The sequence below is a fragment of the Bradyrhizobium diazoefficiens genome, assembly GCF_016616885.1.
Classification (GTDB): Bacteria; Pseudomonadota; Alphaproteobacteria; order Rhizobiales; family Xanthobacteraceae; genus Bradyrhizobium; species Bradyrhizobium diazoefficiens_F.
Map to the genome: position 1 here is coordinate 4,502,087 of NZ_CP067102.1, position 19,973 is coordinate 4,522,059.

Annotated in this window: 13 protein-coding genes; 4 read left to right on the forward strand and 9 right to left on the reverse strand. The window is 64.3% G+C overall.

The annotated features are described in order from the left end of the window. Window positions 1-217: 217 nt before the first annotated feature. From JJC00_RS21070 to JJC00_RS21085, 4 genes are read right to left on the reverse strand one after another with little or no spacing between them, the layout of a single operon-like run. Window positions 218-3,322 (reverse strand): efflux RND transporter permease subunit, encoded by a 3,105-nt coding sequence (locus JJC00_RS21070; protein ID WP_200467877.1) that lies wholly within the window; start codon window positions 3,320-3,322, stop codon window positions 218-220. Further along, a complete protein-coding gene (locus JJC00_RS21075) occupies window positions 3,322-6,474 on the reverse strand; it encodes an efflux RND transporter permease subunit (protein ID WP_200467878.1) in 3,153 nt (1,050 codons plus the stop codon). Before JJC00_RS21075 ends, JJC00_RS21070 begins: the two co-directional genes overlap by 1 nt. A gap of 36 nt (window positions 6,475-6,510) precedes the next feature. Continuing rightward, on the reverse strand, window positions 6,511-7,935 hold the full coding sequence (locus tag JJC00_RS21080) for an efflux RND transporter periplasmic adaptor subunit (protein WP_200467879.1): 1,425 nt from the start codon (window positions 7,933-7,935) through the stop codon (window positions 6,511-6,513). Then, window positions 7,925-9,370, reverse strand: a complete 1,446-nt coding sequence (locus JJC00_RS21085) for an efflux transporter outer membrane subunit (protein ID WP_246773868.1) — start codon at window positions 9,368-9,370, stop codon at window positions 7,925-7,927. The genes JJC00_RS21080 and JJC00_RS21085 overlap by 11 nt, the downstream gene beginning before the upstream one ends. 692 nt (window positions 9,371-10,062) lie before the next feature. On the opposite strand from JJC00_RS21085, the gene JJC00_RS21090 reads away from it, so the two are divergent. Further along, window positions 10,063-11,292, forward strand: coding sequence for an SAM-dependent methyltransferase (locus JJC00_RS21090; RefSeq protein ID WP_200467881.1), 1,230 nt, complete (start codon window positions 10,063-10,065; stop codon window positions 11,290-11,292). 98 nt (window positions 11,293-11,390) lie between these two features. After that, window positions 11,391-12,425, forward strand: a complete 1,035-nt coding sequence (locus JJC00_RS21095) for a cysteine synthase A (RefSeq protein ID WP_200467882.1) — start codon at window positions 11,391-11,393, stop codon at window positions 12,423-12,425. 46 nt (window positions 12,426-12,471) lie between these two features. Here the strand turns inward: JJC00_RS21095 and JJC00_RS21100 are convergent, their stop codons facing one another. The 5 genes from JJC00_RS21100 to JJC00_RS21120 all read right to left on the reverse strand — a co-directional run bounded on the left by JJC00_RS21100 (window position 12,472) and on the right by JJC00_RS21120 (window position 17,781). Then, window positions 12,472-13,173: a tetratricopeptide repeat protein gene (locus JJC00_RS21100; RefSeq protein WP_349643511.1), complete on the reverse strand. Its 702-nt coding sequence runs from the start codon at window positions 13,171-13,173 to the stop codon at window positions 12,472-12,474. A gap of 90 nt (window positions 13,174-13,263) precedes the next feature. After that, a complete protein-coding gene (locus JJC00_RS21105; protein ID WP_200467883.1) occupies window positions 13,264-14,004 on the reverse strand; it encodes an amino acid ABC transporter ATP-binding protein in 741 nt (246 codons plus the stop codon). A gap of 11 nt (window positions 14,005-14,015) precedes the next feature. Further along, window positions 14,016-15,536, reverse strand: coding sequence for an amino acid ABC transporter permease (locus JJC00_RS21110; protein WP_200467884.1), 1,521 nt, complete (start codon window positions 15,534-15,536; stop codon window positions 14,016-14,018). Then, window positions 15,533-16,738 carry an amino acid ABC transporter permease gene (locus JJC00_RS21115; protein ID WP_200467885.1) on the reverse strand — a complete coding sequence of 402 codons (1,206 nt, stop codon included), beginning with the start codon at window positions 16,736-16,738 and terminating at the stop codon, window positions 15,533-15,535. The genes JJC00_RS21110 and JJC00_RS21115 overlap by 4 nt, the downstream gene beginning before the upstream one ends. Before the next feature lie 26 nt (window positions 16,739-16,764). Then, window positions 16,765-17,781 carry an amino acid ABC transporter substrate-binding protein gene (locus JJC00_RS21120; protein WP_200467886.1) on the reverse strand — a complete coding sequence of 339 codons (1,017 nt, stop codon included), beginning with the start codon at window positions 17,779-17,781 and terminating at the stop codon, window positions 16,765-16,767. Window positions 17,782-18,163: 382 nt separating this feature from the next. On the opposite strand from JJC00_RS21120, the gene metC reads away from it, so the two are divergent. Both metC and JJC00_RS21130 read left to right on the forward strand, forming a co-directional pair. Then, entirely contained in the window at window positions 18,164-19,348 is a 1,185-nt protein-coding gene (gene metC, locus JJC00_RS21125) for a cystathionine beta-lyase (protein WP_200467887.1), read from the forward strand. Between the two features lie 35 nt (window positions 19,349-19,383). Next, window positions 19,384-19,968, forward strand: coding sequence for a hypothetical protein (locus JJC00_RS21130; protein ID WP_200467888.1), 585 nt, complete (start codon window positions 19,384-19,386; stop codon window positions 19,966-19,968). Window positions 19,969-19,973: the final 5 nt, after the last annotated feature.

The following is a 19,973-nucleotide window of genomic DNA, read 5'->3' on the forward strand; positions in this document are numbered from 1 at the left end:
AAAGGGCTGGGGCGGCGCGAGGACCGAAGGGTGCGGTCCCTATAACGTGCTTTGTTGACAGAAATGAGAAGCAACGAGCATTTATGAGACAAAATGTTGCACCGATATCATCAGATGTTATAGGCACCAGCCAACTGACGGCGCCGGACGCGCGCGACAAGCCGGGAGCGTACGGGCTGGAAGTAGTCGCCGCTACGCGCTGCAGGCGGCGCTTCGCCTATTCCGCCGGCGCGGGCAGCGGGCGCGGCTCGGAGCGGCGGCGCAGGCGGTCGATCAGGAGGTAGATCACGGGCGTGGTGTAGAGCGTCAGGATCTGCGAGACGAACAGGCCGCCAATGATGGTGATGCCGAGCGGGCGCCGCAGCTCCGTGCCCGGCCCGGTCGCCACCACCAGCGGAATGCCGGCGAACAGCGCCGCCATGGTCGTCATCAGGATCGGGCGGAAGCGCGCCTGGCAGGCCTCGAAGATCGCCTCGGCCGAGGACAGGCCGCGCTGGCGCTCGGCATCGAGCGCGAAGTCGACCATCATGATGCCGTTCTTCTTGACGATGCCGATCAACAGGATGATGCCGACAAAGGCGATCACCGTCAGCGGCGTGTTGGTGATCTGGAGCGCAAGCAGCGCGCCGAGCCCGGCAGAGGGCAGCGTCGAGATGATCGTGAGCGGATGGGCGAGGCTCTCATAGAGCACGCCGAGCACGATATACATCGCCACCAGCGCGCCGAGGATCAAGAGTGGTTGACGCCCGCTGGTCTTGGCGAAATCGCCGGCATTGCCGTCAAAACTGCCGCGGATGCCCTCGGGCATATGCAACTCCTCGACCGCGCGCTGGATGTTTTCGGTCGCGGCCTGAAGCTGCACATCCGGCAAGGTGTTGAACGACACCGTGGTCGAGGGAACCGATTGCGAGTGATAGACCGCGAGCGCGGCGAGGCTACGCGTCGCGTGCACCACGGCGGACAGCGGCACCTGCACAGCGTTGGCGCCGGCGACATAGATGCGCTCGAGATTGGACGGATCGACCTGGAATTTCGGATCGATCTCCAGCACGGTCATGTACTGATTGCGCTGGGTGTAGATGATCGAGATCTGGCGCTGCGAGAAGGCGTTGTTCAGGGCGTTGTCGATGTCCTGAACCTTGACGCCAAGCGCGGCTGCCTTCTGGCGGTCGATGTTCAAAGTCAGCTGAAGTCCGCCGGGATCGCGGTCGCTCGAGATGTCGGTGATGCCCTCGACTGTCTCCATCCGCTTGGCGACGATCGGCGCCCACTTCTGGAGCAGGTCGAGGTCGGTGCTTGAGAGCGTGTATTGAAAGTTGGAATCGCTCTGCCGACCGCCGGCGCGGACATCCTGGGCAGCAAACATGAAGAGACGGATGCCGGGCACGGGGAACAGTGCCTTTCGCAACCGGTCGATCACGACCTGCGTCGAGATATGATCCCGCTCCTCAGGCGGCTTTAGGCTGATGTACATGATGCCGCGGTTCGAGGTCGCGCCCCCCGGCCCGCCTCCGCCGCCGACCGTCGAACCGATGCCGGCTACGGCCGGATCCTGCATCACGATGTCGGCGAGCCGCTGCTGAAGGCCGAGCATCGACTGGAACGAGATATCGGCCGAGGCGCGCGTCGCGCCGATGACGAAGCCGGAATCATCGGTCGGGAAATAGCCCTTGGGCACCTTGATGTAGAGCATCACCGTGAGCCCGATGGTGGCGAAGAACACCAGCAGCGTGAGCAGCGGGAATTCCAGCACCGCGCGCAAGGTGCGGGTGTAGAACGCGACGATGCGCGACAGCGAACCTTCGACCAGGCGGTCGAACAGCGTGGCCGACCCCGACGTGGTCTGCCGGATGTAATGAGCGCAGATCATCGGCGTGACCGTCAGCGACACCAGAGTCGAGACCAGAATCGCGAAGGTCAGCGTCAGCGAGAATTCGCGCAGGAGGCGGCCGACGATGCCGTCCATGAAGATCAGCGGCGTGAACGCCGCGATCAGCGACAGGCTGATCGAGACCACGGTGAAGCCGATCTGCTTGGCGCCTTCCAGCGCCGCCTGGAACGGCCGCATCCCATGCTCGAGATTGCGGTACATGTTCTCGATCATGACGATGGCGTCGTCGACCACGAAGCCGACCGAGATCGCCAGCGCCATCAGCGACAGATTGTCGATCGAGAAGCCCGCGACCCACATCCCGGCGCAGGTTCCCGCCAGCGCCAGCGGCACCGAGATGCCGGCGGCGATCGTCGGCGTCACCCGGCGCAGGAACACGAACACCACGACCATCACCAGGATGGCGGTCGCGAGCAACGTCCACTGCATGTCCATCACGCTGGCGCGGATCGTCGAGGTGCGATCGACCAGGGTGGAGACGTCGACGCCGGCCGGGATCCATTGCTTCAGCGCGGGGATCAGCGCCTTGACCCGGTCGACGGTGTCGATGACGTTGGCGTCGCCCTGCTTGGTGATCTGGATCAGCACCGCCGGCTGCTTGTTGAACCAGGCAATCGAGCGCGCGTTTCGGACGCCGTCCTCGATCTCGGCAACGTCGGAGAGCCGTACGAAATTGCCGTTCGAGCTCTTGATGACGATGTCGCGGAATTCCTGCGCCGTGCGCATCTGCCTGTTGAGCGACAGCGTCTCGCTCTGGCGATCGCCATTGAAGATGCCGACTGGACCAAGCGGGTTGGCGTTGACGATCGCAGTCCGCACGGCGTCGGTTGCTATCCCCGCATTGGACAGCGCGACCGGGTTGAGCTGGATCCGCACCGCCGGCTGATCGGCGCCGGACACCGTGACGTCGCCCACGCCCGGGACTTGCGAGATGCGCTGGGCCAGCACGGTATCGGCGACGTCGTAGATGGCGCTGGCGGACAGCGTCTTGGAGGTCAGCGCCAGCACGAAGACGGGCGCACCCGCGGTGTTCGCCTTGCGGAAACGCGGCAGCGCGGGCAAATCGCTGGGAAGGTCGACCAGCGCGGCGTTGATGGCGGCCTGCACGTCGCGCGCCGCCTTGTCGATGTTGCGGCCGATGTCGAACTGGAGCTGGATGTTCGCAGTGCCGAGAGAGCTCGTCGACGTGATCTGATTGATGCCGGCGATTTCGCCGAGCCGCCGTTCCAGTGGTGCGGCCACGGTTGCGGCCATCACCGAGGGATCGGCGCCGGGACGGCTCGCCGAGACGAAGATGGCGGGGAAGTCGACATTCGGGACGGAAGCGACAGGCAGGAACTCGTAGGCGACGCCCCCCAGCAGGAACAGGCCGATCGACAGCAGCGTGGTCGCGACCGGACGGCGGATGAAGGGCTCCGAGATCGATGCCATCACTGCATCCCCTCGGTCGCGCCGGCCGTGGGCGGCCCCTCGGGCGCCGGCGGCGGCAGCGCCTGCTCGAGGCGGCGGTTGATGCGGTCGAGCGCGAGGTAGATCACGGGCGTCGTGTAGAGCGTGAGCAGCTGGCTCAGCAGCAGGCCGCCGATGATGGAGATGCCGAGCGGGAAGCGCAGCTCGGCGCCGGTGCCGCTCTCGATCGCCAGCGGCAGCGCGCCGAACAGCGCGGCCAGCGTCGTCATCATGATCGGGCGGAAGCGCAACAGACACGCCTGCACGATCGCCTCATGCGCTGGCATGCCCTGCCCGCGCTCGGCTTCCAGCGCGAAGTCGATCATCATGATCGCGTTTTTCTTGACGATGCCCATCAACAGGATGATGCCGATCAGGCCAATAACCGAGAGGTCCTGCCCGCACAGGATCAGTGCGAGGATGGCGCCGACGCCGGCCGAGGGCAGCGTCGAGAGGATCGTGATCGGGTGGATGTAGCTCTCATAGAGCACGCCCAGCACGATGTAGATCGTGATCACGGCGGCGAGAAGCAGCCAAGGCTGGCCGGCGAGCGCCTTGGCGAATTCGGCGGCGTCGCCAGCATAGACGCCGACGATGCTGTTGGGCATTTCGATCCGGGTCTCGATCGTCTTGACCGCTTCGACGGCGTCGCCAAGCGCCGCGCCCGGCGCGAGATTGAAACTGAGCGAGATCGCCGGGAATTGCGCCTGGTGCGAGATCGCGAGCGGTGCCGTGGTGCGCTTCAGCGTCGCCACGGCATCGAGCGGCACCTGGGCGTTGGGCGCGCCAACGACGGAGCTGCTGGCGCCGCCCGGCAAATAGAGCTTCGACAGGATCGAGGGATCGCGCTGATACATCGGCAGTGCCTCCAGCACCACACGGTACTGGTTGGCCTGGCCGTAGATGGTCGAGATCTGGCGCTGCGCAAACGCATCGTTCAGCGTGTCGGTGATGGCTTGCAAGCTGACGCCGAGCTGGCCGGCGCGGGTGCGGTCGACGTCCAGCTGCGCGCGCAGGCCGCCTTCCTGTGCCTCCGACGAGACGTCGCGGAACAGGGGATCCCGGCGCATCTCGTCGACGAGTTTTCGCGCCCATTCCGAGACCAGCGTCGCATCCGTGCCGGTCAGCGTGTACTGGTATTGCGAGCGGCTCGACTGCGTCGAGATCTGCACGTCCTGCACCGGCTGGAAGTAGACGGTCATGCCGGGGATGCCGGCGACCTTGTCCTTCAGCCGGGTGATGACCGCGCTGACATCGTCGCGCCGCTCGCCGCGCGGCTTCAGCGTCATGACGAGGCGGCCGACATTGGTGGTCGGGTTGACCGAGCCCGCGCCGATCACCGAGACCACGCCAGTCACGTCAGGATCGGCCTTGATGGCGTCGGCGGCCTCGGCCTGGCGCTTCTGCATCTCGCCGAACGACACGTCGGGCGCCGCCTCCGTCACCGCCGTGATCGAAGCGGTGTCCTGCAGCGGCAGAAAACCCTTCGGCGCGACGACATAGAGCACGAGGGTCGCTGCCAGCGTCGCAAAGGTCACGACCAGCGTGGCGCGCTGGCGCTCCAGCACCCAGAGCAGCGTGCGGTGGTAGAACTCAACGGTGCGGTCGATGAAGCGGCTGACGGCGGCAAGCCCCGGCACCGCCAGCTCCTCATGGGCAGCTTTAAGCAGCCGCGAGCACATCATCGGCGTCAGCGTCAGCGACACCACCGCCGAGGTCACGACCGCGATCGTCAAGGTCAGCGCGAATTCGCGGAACATGCGGCCGACCAGGCCCGACATGAACAGCAGCGGGATGAACACTGCGATCAGCGACACCGTCAGCGAGATCACGGTGAAGCCGATTTCGCTGGCGCCCTTCAGTGACGCCTGCATCGCGCTGTCGCCATTCTCCATGTGGCGGACGATGTTCTCGATCATCACGATGGCGTCGTCGACCACGAAGCCGGTGCCGATCGTGAGCGCCATCAGCGAGAGATTGTCGAGGCTGAAGCCGGCAAAATACATGATGCCGAAGCTCGTGATCAGCGACAGCGGCAGCGCCACGCCGGCGATCAGCGTGGCGCGCAGCGAGCGCAGGAACAGCAGCACCACCAATGTCACCAGCACGACGCTGAGGATCAGCGTGAACTGCACGTCGTGGACGGAGGCGCGGATGGTGACGGTGCGGTCGGAGACGATGGTCAGATGCACGCCGGCCGGAATGGCGCGCTGAACCTTCGGGATTTCGGTGCGGATCTGCTTGACGACGTCGATGACATTGGCGCCGGGCTGGCGCTGGATGTCGATGATGACGGCCGGCGTGCCCTGGTACCAGCCGCCGGTGCGGTCATTCTCGAGCCCGTCGACGATCTGGGCGACGTCGCCGATCGTGACCGGCGAGCCGTTGCGATAGGCGATGATGATCGGCCTGTAGGCGTCTGCGGCGGCGATCTGGTCGTTGGCGGCGATGATGTAGGATTGCTGGGCGCCGTCGAGCGAGCCCTTCGGCCCGGAGACGTTGGCATTGGCGATGGCGGCGCGCAAATCCTCCATGGCGATGCCGTAGGCAGCGAGCCGCGCCAGATCCGCCTGGATGCGCACGGCCGGCTTCAGCCCGCCAAGCACGGAGACGCGACCGACGCCGGAGATCTGGCTGAGCCGCTGCGCCAGCAGCGTATCGGCGATGTCGCTCATCGCGCGCAGCGAGATCGTGTCCGAGCGCAGCGCCAGCGTCATGACCGGCGCGTCAGCCGGGTTCACCTTGGCGTAGGTCGGCGGATAAGGCAGCGTCTTGGGCAGAACGCCGGCAGCCGCGTTGATCGCGGCCTGCACGTCCTGGGTCGCGCCGTCGATATCGCGGTTGAGGTCGAACTGCAGCGAGATCTGGCTGACGCCGAACGAGCTCGTCGAGTTCATCGCCGTCAGCGACGGGATCTGGCCGAGCTGCCGCTCCAGCGGCGCGGTGATCAGCGAGGCGATCACGTCGGGGCTCGCGCCCGGCAACTGCGTCGAGACCTGCACGGTCGGGAAGTCGACCTGCGGCAGCGCGGAGACCGGCAGCGCGAAATAGCCGAGCAAGCCGCCGATCAGCAGCGCAATGCCGAGCAGCGAGGTCGCGATCGGCCGGCGGATGAAGGGCTCTGAAACACCCATGAGATGCGCCTGCCGCTCAGGCGGCTGTTGCCGGGATCATGGCTGCTTGGCTCCAGGTCCCGTTTGTTGAGCCCCCGGCCCCGGCGCCGGGCCGGTCTGGCCCTTCTGGTCGCCTTCACTGCTCTTCCGCTGAGCGCGGAATTCGCCATCCTTGCCTTGTCCGTCCTTCTGCCCGTCCTTGGCTTGACTGTCCTTGGCCTGACCGTCCTTCTTCTGGCCATCCGGCGCGCGCGTGCGCTTGCGCGGGGCAAGATCGGCCGACGGTGTCTGCTCGTCGCGGCCGACGACCACCTTGGAGCCGTCAGACAGATTGGCGAAGCCTGTGGTCACGACCTTGTCGTTCGGCGACAGGCCGCTCGCAATGACCGCGTCATGCTCGTTCTGCTGCGTCACCGTGACCGGCTTGGCCGAGACGATGTCGCCCTCCCCGATGACGTAGCTGAACGTGCCGATCGGTCCGCGCTGCACCGCCGAGGTCGGCACCACCAGCGCCTGCGTCAAAGTCTCGACCTTGAGACGGACATTGACGAACTGACCCGGCCAGAGCTGGTAATGGGCATTGGGAAACTCCGCCTTAAGCCTGAGCGTGCCGGTGGTCTGGTCGACCTGGTTGTCGATGCCGGTGAGCTTGCCGGTGTCGATCACGGTGACGCCGTCATTGCCGAACACGTCGACTGCGAGCGACCCCTTGGCCGCGGCGGCGTTGACGCGCATGATCTGCTGCTGCGGCAGGCTGAACCACACCGCGATCGGCTGCAATTGCGTGATGACGACGAGGCCGGTGGTGTCGGCGGCGTGGATAATGTTGCCCTGATCGACTTGGCGCAGGCCTGCGCGGCCCGACAGCGGCGCCACGATCTTGGTGTAGCTCAGCGTCGCCGCCGCATTGTCGATCGAAGCCTGGTCGGCCTTGATCAGCGCCTCGGTCTGCGCGACCGCGGCGCGCTGGGTGTCGGCCTGCTGCTTCGAGCCGGCATTTGTGGCCGCGAGCTGCTCGTAACGCGTCAGATCGATGCGCTGGTTGGCGAGCTGGGCTTCGTCCTGGGCCTTCTTGGCGACGGCCTGGTCATAGGTCGCCTGGTAGAGCGCCGGGTCTATCTCCCCGAGCACGTCGCCCTTCTTGACGTCCTGGCCTTCGGTGAACTTCACCGCGATCAGCTTGCCGTCGACCTGCGAGCGCACGGTGACCGTGTTGAGCGCACGGATCGCGCCGACGCCGTCGAGATAGACCGGCACGTCCTGGATCTTGGGCGTCGCTGCCAGCACCGGCACCGGCAGATCGGGCCGCTGATTGGGGCCGTTGCCCTGCTGCTGCGGCTGCTGGTGCATCACGGTCCAGCCGAGATAGCCGAGGCCGCCGAGGATCGCGAGCGTGATCAGGGTCATGACGAAGCCGCGGCCGCGCGACTTTTTCGCCGTCCCCTGTTTCGCCTTGTCCTTCGTATCCGGCTTAAAGAGCATTGACCGGTTTCTCCATTCGCGGCTCCCAGCCGCCGCCGAGCGCCTGATACAGGCTGACGATGGCAAGAAGGCGTGCGAGTTGCGCCTGCGCCAGAGTGTCTTCGGCCTGGAACAGCGTCAGCTGGGTGTTGAGCACGGTCACGATATCGGCCGTGCCGGCGCGCAGCTGCTGCTCGGCGAGGTCGAAGGCGCGCTGCGAGGCGTTGACGACATCGCGCTGCAATTGCAGCTTGATCGTGGTCTGCTTGATCGAGAACAGCGCATTGTCGACGTCGGTGAAGGCCTGGACGATGGTCTTGCGGTAGGTCTGCAGCAACTCCTCCTGCCGCGCCTTGGCGAATTCGAAATTGCCGAGGATCTTGCCGCCGTCGAAGATCGGCTGCGTCGCGCTGCCGACCAGCTGGAAGAACGCCGCGTGCGGCTGGAATAGCGAGACCAGCGCCGAGCTCTGATAGCCGCCATTGCCGGTGAGCTGGATGGTCGGGAAGAATTGCGCGCGGGCATTGCCGATATTGGCAGTGGCCGAGGCGAGCTGGGCCTCCTGCCGGCGAATGTCGGGCCGCTGCGTCAGCAGCTCCGACGGCAGGCCGGGCGTGACGCGCGGGATCGCGATCCGATCCAGCGAGCCGCCCGCGAGGCGCACGCTCTCCGGTGGCCGCGATACCAGCACCGCCAGCGCATTGGCGTTCTGGTCGAGCGTCTGGCGCAGCGGCGGCACCAGCGCCTTCTGGTTGGCCAGCACACTCTCCTGCTGGGCGACGTCGAGATCGGTACCCGTTCCGGCCTTGCGGCGCTCGCGAATGGCATCGAGGATGCGCTGGGCGCTCGCGATATTGCGCTGGGCGGTGCGCAGGCGATCCTGCGAGGACAGCACCTGGAAATAGGCGTTGGCGACGGCTGCGAGCGTCGTCAGCGCGACAGTATCGCGGTCGAAGCGGTTGGCTTTGGCGGTTTCCTCCGCCGTTTGCAGCGCGTCGCGGTTCTGGCCCCAGAAATCGAGCTGGTAGCTCGCGCTCAGCGACGAGGAATAGTTGACGACTTCACGGCCGCCGTTGGTCAGGCCCGACGCACTCGAGCCCGAGGTGCGCGAATAGGTCTCCGATCCGGCTCCCGACAGGCTGGGCAGCAGCGCCGCGCCCGCCTGCCGCGCCTGGGCGTCGGCCTCGACGATGCGCGAGACCGCGGCAGCGATGTCGAGGTTGACGGTCTGCGCCTCTTCCATCAGCTGCGTCAGCTCCGACGAGCGGAAGCTGCGCCACCAATCCAGTGTCGGCGGCGCATCCCCCTTGCCGGCGTATTTGTATTGCGTGGGGACATCGAGCGCGGGATCGGGAAGGTCCTGCGTCAGCACGCAGGCGCCCGAGCTCGAGGCAAAGCACAGCACCGCGAGCCAGCGCGCAGGCGTCCGGAGAGCTGAACCAAGGGATCGCCGCATGGCGACCGCCGGAACTCGCTGTGTCACATCCACCCCCCGCCGGGCAGATCCAACCGCCACCGCGTGGCCGGATTAGCCGATTCGCGGCTCAACAGCTGGGTGGGTCTGTGCAACTCGGTCACAACGGTGATGCTTTCTGCGAAACCTGAGAGCCATCCTAGCCGGGCGCGGAACTGCAGGACAGTCCCGCACCTGCGAAATGCACCCTCGAAAGCGCCCATATCCTTGGCCCGAAAATGTAAGATGTACTTGTCTTGCAAGGCTTTCTCTCATTTCCGAAGCATCCGGAAACGGCGACAAGCTTACTAAGATTTCATGTGATATTGCCGCCACACTATCGCCAGAGCCAGCGAAGCCCGCCCGGGCTCCACTGAAACCTGCGCCGCAACGCACCGTCGCTTGTCCAGCGCAAGGTGGGGACGCTGACACGGCGGCCGAGGCTCGTGGCGATTGCGCCCAGACGCGCGGCACCGATCGAGCTCGCGGAGACCACGGAATAGCGCGATGGTGACGATAGCCTTTCCCGCGACCGATGCCGCGCCAGACTCCGAAACCACCTTGGCGGCCGGCAAAACGCCCGCCTATATTATGCGGAGCTGACCGTTTGCGGGGCGCGCGGGTCTGGCGAAAGGCGGGATGGGGCGCGTCTTGCGGATAGTCACACCTGACCAGTTGAGGTGATGAGTCCGACGATGCCGAATGTCGTCTCGGTGACGCCCGATAACGTGGAGACAGCGCTCGCTGACCTGCCGCGGATTGTCCGCCTTGCGCTCTCGTTCGGCTCCAGACTCAGGCGCGGTACACTCGATGTGACCCTGCCCGATGGCCGTGTGATCCGGCTTGGCGGTCATGAGCCGGGTCCGAATGCCACCATGCGCTTGCACAATTACGGCTTCGCCTCGCGGCTGATCAATGGCGGCGATATCGGCATTGCGGAAGCCTATCTCGCCGGCGATTGGGATACGCCGGACCTGACGCAGTTTCTCTACCTATTCTGCGTCAACCACGATCTGATCCAGGCCATGTTGCGCGACAAGCCTCTGATGCGGTTCGTCCAGATGGTGCAACACTGGTTCAACCGCAACACCCGCCGCCAGGCCCGGCGCAACATCCACGCCCATTACGATATCGGCAATGCGTTCTACTCGGCCTGGCTCGATCCCAGCATGACCTATTCGTCGGCGCTGTTCGAAGAATCAACCACGGACCTCACGGCCGCGCAGACCAACAAATATCGCCGCCTCGCCGAGGCGCTCGACCTGAAGCCGGGCCTGAAGCTGCTTGAGATCGGTTGCGGTTGGGGCGGCTTCGCCGAATTCGCCGCCAAGACCTTTGGCGCACGCGTCGTCGGCCTTACGATCTCGACCGAGCAGCGCGACTTCGCGCGCAAGCGCATCCACGAGGCGGGCCTCGCCGAGAAGGTCGAGATCCGGCTGCAGGATTATCGCGACGAGCGGGATCGCTACGACCGGATCGCTTCGATCGAGATGATCGAGGCGGTCGGCGAGCAGTTCTGGCCGCGCTATTTCGCCCAGCTGCGTGACCGGCTGCTGCCGGGCGGGCTTGCCGGCATCCAGGCCATCACGATCCAGGACCGCCTTTTTCAGGGCTACCGGCGCGAGGTCGACTTCATCCAGCGCTACGTCTTTCCCGGCGGCATGCTGCCCTCGCCCGCGGTGCTGAAGTCGCTCGGGGACCGATTCAACCTCCCTGTCATCGGCGAGCGCATCTTCGGGCAAGATTATGCCAAGACGCTTGCCACCTGGCGAAATAATTTTCGCGCGGCTTGGCCGGGCCTAGTGCCGCTCGGCTTTGACGACCGGTTCCGGCGGCTGTGGGAATACTATCTCGCTTATTGCGAGGCCGGATTCCTCTCCGGCAATATCGACGTCCGGCAGGTTATCTTCGCAAAGCAGCAATAAGAGTTTGCGCCCCTCGCCTTGCAAGGTTCGCTTGTAAGGCCGGCGACCCTACTTTAGGGTCTCGATGCCTTCATGCATCCAGCCGGTAATTGCCTGACATGACCATCAAAAACGACGTTGTCGAAGCCATCGGCAACACCCCGCTCATCAAGCTCAAGCGCGCGTCCGAACTGACCGGCTGCACCATTCTCGGTAAGGCCGAGTTCATGAACCCCGGCCAGTCGGTCAAGGACCGCGCCGGCAAATGGATGATTTTGGAAGCCGAGAAGCGCGGCGAGCTGAAGCCGGGCGGCCTCGTGGTGGAAGCGACCGCCGGCAACACCGGCATTGGCCTAGCGGTAGTGGCGAGCGCGCGCGGCTATCGCACGCTGATCGTGATTCCGGAGACGCAGAGCCAGGAGAAGAAGGACTTTCTGAAGCTGTGCGGGGCCGAACTGCTGGAATCACCGGCACTGCCCTACTCCAATCCGAACAACTACCAGCATGTCGGCCGCCGCCTTGCTGACGAGCTGCGCAAGACCGAGCCGAACGGCGTGCTGTTCGCCGATCAGTGGAACAACCTCGACAATGCCAAGGCGCATTACGACTCGACCGGACCCGAGATCTGGGAGCAGACCGGCGGCAAGGTCGACGGCTTCGTCTGCTCGGTCGGTAGCGGCGGCACGCTGGCCGGCGTCAGCCGCTATCTGAAAGAGAAGAACAAGAACATTCGCATTGCCTGCGCCGATCCGCACGGCTTCGGCATGTATGAATACTTCAGGACCGGCACCGCCAAGGCGACGCCCGGCGACTCCACAACGGAAGGCATCGGGCTCGGCCGCGTGACCGCAATCGTCGAGAGTGCGAAAGTCGATGATGCTTTTCTCATTCCTGATGCCGAAGCTGTCACGGTGATCTACGAGCTGCTCCAGCACGAAGGCCTGTGCCTCGGCGGCTCCACCGGCATCAACATCGTCGGCGCGATGCAGCTCGCCAAGCAGCTCGGACCCGGCAAGACCATCGTCACCATTCTCTGCGATTCCGGCAGCCGCTATCAGTCAAAGCTGTTCAACGCCGACTTCATGCGCGCCAAGAACCTGCCGGTGCCGGAATGGCTGGAGAAGCGCAGCAACATCAAGCTGCCGTTCGTCTAGCTCCAGTCGGCTTGGTCAACTTCAGCTCGGACGCGCCGTAAAAATTTTACGCTTCGGCGCAGCGTTCCGAGGTGCTGTAGGGTGGGCAAAGCGCCGCTTCGAGCGCGGTTTTCGCCTCGTCGTAGTTCTTGAGCTCGATACTGACCAAACCTTTGCCGACCAGCGATTCAACGTGCTTTGGCTGAAACAACAGAGCCCGCTCGAAACTTTGCCTGGCGCGGTCGAACTGGCGCAGCGCCAGCTCCGCCAGGCCACGATTGCTGAGCGCATCGACATAGTCGGGCTTCAGCCTGATCGCGCGATCGTACACTTCGATGGCCTGCTCGACGCGGCCGAGATGCAGCAGCGCATTGCCGAGATTGGCCAAGGCCATCGGGAAGCTCGGCTTCAGCGCGATCGCTTTTTCCAGGCAGGTGCGCGCATCCTCATATTGCCCAAGTGCGAAATGCGTAGCTCCCAGATCCGAAAAAGCCTGTGCCGAGCGCGGGTCGACGGTCACGGCATGCTTGAGAGCCTGTTTCGCTGCCTCGAAGTGCTGGCTTGCGAATGCGCACAATCCAAGCAGATGCAAGGCGCTGAAATGCTCCGGGAGCTCATTCAGGATCTGGCGGCAGAGCGCCTCGGTCTCCGCATAGCGGCCCTGGCCAAAGGCCGCGTTCGCGGCGGCGATGATGGCCTCCGCCTGCTTCTTGAATTTCTTCTGCAATCGCGCGTTCTGGAACGCGCGTGCGCCGGCATTGCTTTGCAAGGTCGCTCTCCGAAGGATGGCCAACGAAGAGTCTAACCGATTCGCATGTCCGGCCGGCCGGTTAGCACCGTCTCCGGGATGTCCCGGAGATCAACGCAGGATCTGGCTCAGGAACAGTTTTGTACGGGCGTGCTGGGGCGTGGCGAAGAATTCGTTCGGCGTGTTGGCCTCGATGATCTGGCCGGCGTCCATGAACACCACGCGGTTGGCGACCTCGCGGGCAAAGCCCATTTCGTGGGTCACGACCAGCATGGTCATTCCCTCTTTCGCCAGGTCGACCATGGTGTCGAGGACCTCCTTGACCATTTCGGGGTCGAGCGCCGAGGTCGGCTCGTCGAACAGCATCACCTTGGGGTTCATGGTCAGTGCGCGCGCGATCGCGACGCGCTGCTGCTGGCCGCCGGACATCTGGCCAGGAAACTTGTTGGCCTGGTGCGGGATCTTGACCCGCTCCAGGAATTTCATCGCGGTCTCCTCAGCATCCTTCTTGGGGATGTTGCGGACCCAGATCGGCGCCAGCGTGCAATTGTCCAGCACCGTCAGGTGCGGGAACAGATTGAAGCTCTGGAACACCATGCCGACTTCGCGGCGTACCGCATCGACATGCTTGAGGTTCGGCCCGAGCTCGATGCCATCGACGACGATCTCGCCCTCCTGGAATTCCTCGAGCGCATTGATGCAGCGGATCAGCGTCGACTTGCCCGAGCCCGAGGGCCCGCAGATCACGATGCGCTCGCCCTTGTTGACCTCGAGGTCGATGTCGCGCAGCACGTGAAACTCGCCGTACCATTTGTTCAGGCCGGAAATGTTGACGATGGGATCAGCGGACATGGTGGCCTCGATCAGTTGCGGCGGTGGACGTTGAGGCGGCGCTCGACGAAGAGCGAGTAGCGCGACATTCCAAAGCAGAAAATGAAGTAGATGATGCCGGCGAAGGCGAAACCGGTGAACGCGGTCGACGGCGTCGACCATTTCGGATCCGAGAACGACGCCCGGAGCGACCCGAGCAAGTCGAACAGCGCCACGATCGAGACCAGCGAGGTGTCCTTGAACAGCGAGATGAAGCTGTTGACGAGGTTCGGGATCACGTGGCGCAGCGCCTGCGGCAGCACGATCAGCGACGTGGTCTTCCACCACGACAGGCCCAGCGCTGCCGCGGCCTCGTTTTGCCCGCGCGGGATCGCAGCGAGGCCGCCGCGGACGTTCTCGGCCTGGTAGGCGCCCGTGAACAGCGCGATGCCGATCAGCGCGCGCACGAGGCCGTCGACAGTGAAATTGCCCGGCAGGAACAGCGGCAGCATGTAGGTGGCGAAGAACAGCACGGTGATCAGTGGCACGCCGCGCCAGAATTCGATAAAGGCGATCGAGAATATCCGGATCAGGGGGATCGAGGCGCGCCGGCCGAGTGCCAGCGCAATGCCGATCGGCAGCGAGGTGACGATGCCTGTTACGGAGACCACCAGTGTCACCAGCAGCCCACCCCAGAGATTGGTCGCGACGATCGGCAGGCCGCCGTGGTCGAGCCCCATCAGCTTGATGACGATGGCCATTGCAATGAACGTGGCGATGCTCGACGCGAGCCCGCGCCACCCCGTGCGCATGCCGCCGCCGAGGACGAAGGCGATCAGCGAGACGAAAGCAGTCGTAATGGCAAAATCGACCCAGACCGACTGGCCCGTCCCCTGGATCTGGTCCCGCAGCCAGGTCAACGGGAAGATCAGCCAGTGGATCGCGGTGCCGACCAGCATGATGAGATGGCCGACAACCCACAGCAGCGGCGCGATCGCTGATGCCTTGCTCAGGCTGAGCAGGACCTGCCCGGCGCTGACGATGCTGTCGTCGAACAATTCCAGCAGGCCGGCGGTCCAGCTCAGGCCAAAGCCGCTGATGCCGCCGCCATGCAGCAGGAAGAACGCGACGACCGGAAAGGCGAAGAAGAACAGGCTGGCGTTGAGGCTCTTGGCGGGCAGGCGCGGAATCAGCAGCGGTAGCAGCAGCGCCGCCGCCAGGATCAGCGCGAGATTGACCCGCCAGCGCTCGGCTTCGGGATAGAAGCCGTAGATCAGCTGCGGCAGTTTGGCCTGGATGTAGGGCCAGCAGGCGCCGACGGCAAATCCGGCGTTCTCGGCGAGGCAGGCGCCGCGGTCCTTGCCGTTCCAGACCGCATCGACGATCAGGAATCTGACGGACGGAATGATCGTGAACCAGAGCAGCAACGCGCCGACGATCGTGAGCAGGATATTGGTCGGCGAGTTGAACAGCCGGGTGCGCAACAGACCGACAAAGCCGGTGGTTCTGACCGGCGCGGGACGCTCGGCGACGAGGTCCCGACGGACGAAGGATGACGCAGTGATGTCGGTCATGCGCCAAGACTCCGGTTCAGGCGCCAGCCGTAGATGCTCATCACGCCGCTGGTGATCAGTGAGATCAGGAGGTAGACGCCCATCGTCATCGTGATGATCTCGATCGCCTGCCCGGTCTGGCTCAGCGACGTGCCGGCCCAAACCGACACCAGGTCGGGATAGCCGATCGCGACCGCGAGCGAGGAATTCTTGGTGAGGTTGAGGTACTGGTTGGTCAGCGGCGGCACGATCACCCGCATCGCCTGCGGCACCACGATCAGCCGCAGCGTGGAGCCGCGGCTCAGGCCCAGCGAGGCCCCCGCCTCCATCTGCCCCTTGTGGACGGACAGGATCCCGGCGCGCACGATCTCGGCGATGAAGGCCGCGGTATAGGTCGACAGCGCCAGCGTCAGCGCCACGAACTCCGGGATGACGCGCGCGCCGCCGGCGAAATTGAAGCCCTTGAGCTGCGGCAGCTCGACCGTGAAGGGCAGACCGAACAGCAGCGTCGTGACGAGCGGCAGCCCGAACAGGAAGCCGAGCACGTAAGGCCAGATGCGGATCACCCGGCCAGCCTGGAACAGGGCGCGTCGCGCGTAGGAGCGCAGCGCCAGCGAGGCAATGATGCCGAGCGCAAGCATGGCCAGGAACGGCAGCAATCCGGGCTCGCCGATGGGGCTCGGAATGACGAGGCCGCGATTGCTGATGAAGGCGATGCCGAGAAACGAAATGCTCTGTCGCGGATTGGGTAGCGCGGCCAGCACCGCGAGATACCAGAACAGGATCTGGAACAGCAGCGGTAGGTTGCGGATGATCTCGACATAGATTTCGCCGACGCGCGACACCAACCAGTTCGGCGACAGCCGGCATAGCGCGACGATGAAGCCGATCAACGTGGCGAACACGATGCCCACCACAGAGACGACAAGCGTGTTGAGGAGGCCGACCACGAACACCCGCAGGAACGTGTCGGAGCCGGTATAGGAGATCAGGGTCTGGTTGACATCGAAGCCGGCATTGTTCGCGAGGAAGCCGAAGCCGGCGGCAATGTGCTGGTTTTCCAGGTTGGCGCGGGCATTCGAGATGATCTCATAGGCGATCCAGCCCAGCACCGCCGCGAAGGCAAACTGGACGGCGACGCCGTTCCAGCCTGTCTTGCCACCCAGGAGGCGCCTGATCTTCAGCGCGATCTGGAGTGGCGGTTTGCGAGCTTCGGTGCTCATTGCCGTATGCCGGCGAGCGCGCGGGATCAGCGGATCGGCGGCGCGTACTGGAGACCACCCTTGTTCCAGAGATTGTTGAGACCGCGGTTGATCGCGAGCGGCGAACCGGCGCCAACGTTGCGATCAAACACCTCGCCGTAATTGCCGACGGCCTTCACGATGCGGATCACCCAATCCTTGGTCAGGCCGAGCTGTTCGCCGAAATTGCCGTCGGTGCCGAGGACGCGTTTCAGCTCCGGATTCTCCATCTTGGCTTTCTCGTCGACGTTCTTCGAGGTCACGCCGAGCTCCTCGGCGGTGATCATGGCAAACAGCGTCCATTTCACGATGTCGAACCACTGGTCGTCGCCGTGGCGCACCATTGGGCCGAGCGGCTCCTTCGAGATGATCTCGGGGAGAACCATGTGGTCGTTGGGATTGGCGAGCTTCAGACGGTTGGAGTAGAGGCCGGACTGGTCGGTGGTGAAGACGTCGCAGCGCCCGGCCTCGTAGGCCTTGACGGTTTCGTCGTTGGTCCCGAACGCGATCACCTCGTACTTCATGTTGTTGGCCTTGAAGTAGTCGGCGAGGTTCTGCTCGGTGGTGGTGCCGGTCTGCACGCAGACCGAGGCGCTGTTCAGCTCCAGCGCCGAATTCACCTTGAGCGACTTCTTCACCATGAAGCCCTGCCCGTCATAATAGGTCACGCCGGTGAAGTTGGCGCCGAGCGAGGTGTCGCGCGAGATGGTCCAGGTGGTGTTGCGCGAGAGCACGTCGATCTCGCCGGATTGCAGCGCGGTAAAGCGGTCCTTGGCCGAGGTCGGCACGAATTTGACTTTAGTCGGATCGTTGAAGATCGCAGCCGCAAGCGCACGGCAGACGTCGACGTCGAGGCCTGTCCAGTTGCCCTTGTCGTCGGGCGAGGAGAAGCCCGGCAGGCCCTGGCTGACGCCGCAGGACAGCGTGCCCCGGTCCTTGATGGTCTTGAGCGTTTGCGCGTCGGCGGCCTGGGCGGAGAGGCCGGCGGCGAGAGCAAGAGAGAGAGCCAAGGTTACGCGTTTCATGGGCTTCTAGCCTTTCAAAGTCATCTCAAGGTCAGGAACGGTGTCTCTGCCAAGACTTTCCCTAAGGGCTAGCCTTGCAAGAATCATGCTGGAAAAACCTTGCCGAACACTCGCCCATCCTGGGAGGCCATACCTTAATCCTCGCCGCAGGCGCCCGCACTTGTGGCTGTGGCGCAAGGTCCGGTCAGACGATGGATCGAAGGTCGCGGCAGGCCCCTCAACATGCGGCGACTGAATAGCACCTGCGCATCACAGAACGACTGGCGAGCCGGGTCAAGGGGTTGACGGGACTCTTCTGTGTTCTGTTATTAACGTCAGCGGCCTCCAGGCCGCCCCGACCGCGATCCGCGCCGGGCGGAAACGCTTTTTTGAAAGCAGACGCATGGATTCCTCGCACCCCGCACAGCAGCATGCCGAAACCCGGCTGGTCACCTCCGGCCGCGACACCAAGGCGCAGAAGGGGTTCGTCAATCCGCCGGTGTTCCACGGCTCGACCGTGCTCTATCCGACCGCCGAGGACCTGCATGCCCATCGCGGCGAGTTCACCTATGGCCGCCACGGCACCCCGACCACCAGGGCGTTTCAGGACACGCTGATGGCGCTGGAGGGGCCGCAATGCGCCGGCGTCGGCATCGTGCCGTCGGGCCTGTCGGCGATCTCGACCACCCTGCTCTCGGTCTTGAAGACCAGCGAGCACATCCTGGTCTGCGACAACGTCTATCGTCCCACGCGCAATTTCTGCAACGGCATGCTCGCCCGCCTTGGCATCGAGACCACCTATTTCGATCCGCTGATCGGCGCCGGCATCGAGAAGCTGTTCAAGCCCAACACCCGTGCGGTGCTGGTCGAGGCACCGGGCTCGCAATCATTCGAGATGCCCGACATCCGCGCCATCGCTCAAATTGCACATGCGCGCGACGCGCTCGTCATCGACGACAACACCTGGGCGACGCCGCTTTATCACCGCTCGCTCGAGCAGGGCGTCGACATCAGCATGCAGGCGGCCACCAAATATATCGGCGGCCATTCCGACATCATGTTCGGCACCATCTCGGCCAATGCCAAGACCTGGCCGCAGATATCGGAAGGCATCCGCCTGCTCGGCGTTTGTGCCGGCCCCGACGACGTCTTCCTCGCGCTGCGCGGCCTGCGCACGCTGTCGGTGCGGCTTGCACAGCATCATCGCTCCGGCCTCGACGTGGCACGCTGGCTCGCTGGCCGCCCCGAAGTCGCGCGTGTCCTGCATCCGGGGCTCGAGACCGATCCGGGCCACGCGATCTGGAAGCGCGACTTCGCCGGCGCCTCGGGCCTGTTCAGCATCGTGCTGAAGCCGGCGCCGCAGACCGCCGTCGACACCATGCTCAACACGCTCAAACTGTTCGGCATGGGTTTCTCCTGGGGCGGCTTCGAGAGCCTCGCAATTCCCTTCGATTGCAGCGACTATCGCACCGCGACGAAGTGGGCGCCGGGCGGCCCGACGCTGCGACTCCACATCGGGCTCGAGAACGTCGACGACCTCAAGGCCGATCTCGATCGCGGCTTCGGTGCACTGAAGGCGGTCATGTAAGCCCCGGGGAATCGGGCATCGCGCCAAAGCAGGGGATGCATCTCGTTTCGCTGAACGGCGCCACGAAAGCTTCACGGGTTTTCGATAGGAACGCGCGAGAGCAACCGTTCGAGCTGATTCCCGTGCCGCCCCTCTCACCTTCAGTAACGAAGTTTCGACACGCTACCGTCTGCCTGACGGTTGCGGCGGCGCTGCTTGAAACAACCTATCTAGCGGTGCTCGAGTGGAGGCAGTACGCGATCTGCCAGGAGGTTCGCAGTGTCGCGCTCGCGGCAGAATCTCTTTTTTATGTTCTGCCGTGGATTGTGATGGTCATTTGTCAATGTGCGACACTGCGCTGGCCGAGATTTGGAATCGTCTTTTACGCCTCGTTCTTCTTGTCTGCGGCTATTGTTTTGATGGAAACTGATGAGTTGGTGGTAAGTTGGATTCAGGGCAGAGGACTCTGGATGCCGCAGCTGCTCTTTTGCGATCGGTGGAATTGGTTTGATTTTACGCTTGGTATTGCGCTTTTGACCGGTTTCATCACGGGGCCGTTCGCTGGCATCGTCGCCCTTGCCACAATTGCCGGGATTTCCTTGAGATACTTGAGGATCGTGATTGGCCAAGAAACGCGCTAGCCAGT

What these genes read in the sequence shown, in the direction of transcription:
- JJC00_RS21070 (WP_200467877.1), bottom strand. Translation starts at nt 3,322, where the DNA reads ATGGCATCGATCTCGGAGCCCTTCATCCGCCGTCCGGTCGCGACCACG.
- JJC00_RS21075 (WP_200467878.1), bottom strand. Translation starts at nt 6,474, where the DNA reads ATGGGTGTTTCAGAGCCCTTCATCCGCCGGCCGATCGCGACCTCGCTG.
- JJC00_RS21080 (WP_200467879.1), bottom strand. Translation starts at nt 7,935, where the DNA reads ATGCTCTTTAAGCCGGATACGAAGGACAAGGCGAAACAGGGGACGGCG.
- JJC00_RS21085 (WP_246773868.1), bottom strand. Translation starts at nt 9,370, where the DNA reads ATGCGGCGATCCCTTGGTTCAGCTCTCCGGACGCCTGCGCGCTGGCTC.
- JJC00_RS21090 (WP_200467881.1), top strand. Translation starts at nt 10,063, where the DNA reads ATGCCGAATGTCGTCTCGGTGACGCCCGATAACGTGGAGACAGCGCTC.
- JJC00_RS21095 (WP_200467882.1), top strand. Translation starts at nt 11,391, where the DNA reads ATGACCATCAAAAACGACGTTGTCGAAGCCATCGGCAACACCCCGCTC.
- JJC00_RS21105 (WP_200467883.1), bottom strand. Translation starts at nt 14,004, where the DNA reads ATGTCCGCTGATCCCATCGTCAACATTTCCGGCCTGAACAAATGGTAC.
- JJC00_RS21110 (WP_200467884.1), bottom strand. Translation starts at nt 15,536, where the DNA reads ATGACCGACATCACTGCGTCATCCTTCGTCCGTCGGGACCTCGTCGCC.
- JJC00_RS21115 (WP_200467885.1), bottom strand. Translation starts at nt 16,738, where the DNA reads ATGAGCACCGAAGCTCGCAAACCGCCACTCCAGATCGCGCTGAAGATC.
- JJC00_RS21120 (WP_200467886.1), bottom strand. Translation starts at nt 17,781, where the DNA reads ATGAAACGCGTAACCTTGGCTCTCTCTCTTGCTCTCGCCGCCGGCCTC.
- metC (WP_200467887.1), top strand. Translation starts at nt 18,164, where the DNA reads ATGGATTCCTCGCACCCCGCACAGCAGCATGCCGAAACCCGGCTGGTC.
- JJC00_RS21130 (WP_200467888.1), top strand. Translation starts at nt 19,384, where the DNA reads ATGCATCTCGTTTCGCTGAACGGCGCCACGAAAGCTTCACGGGTTTTC.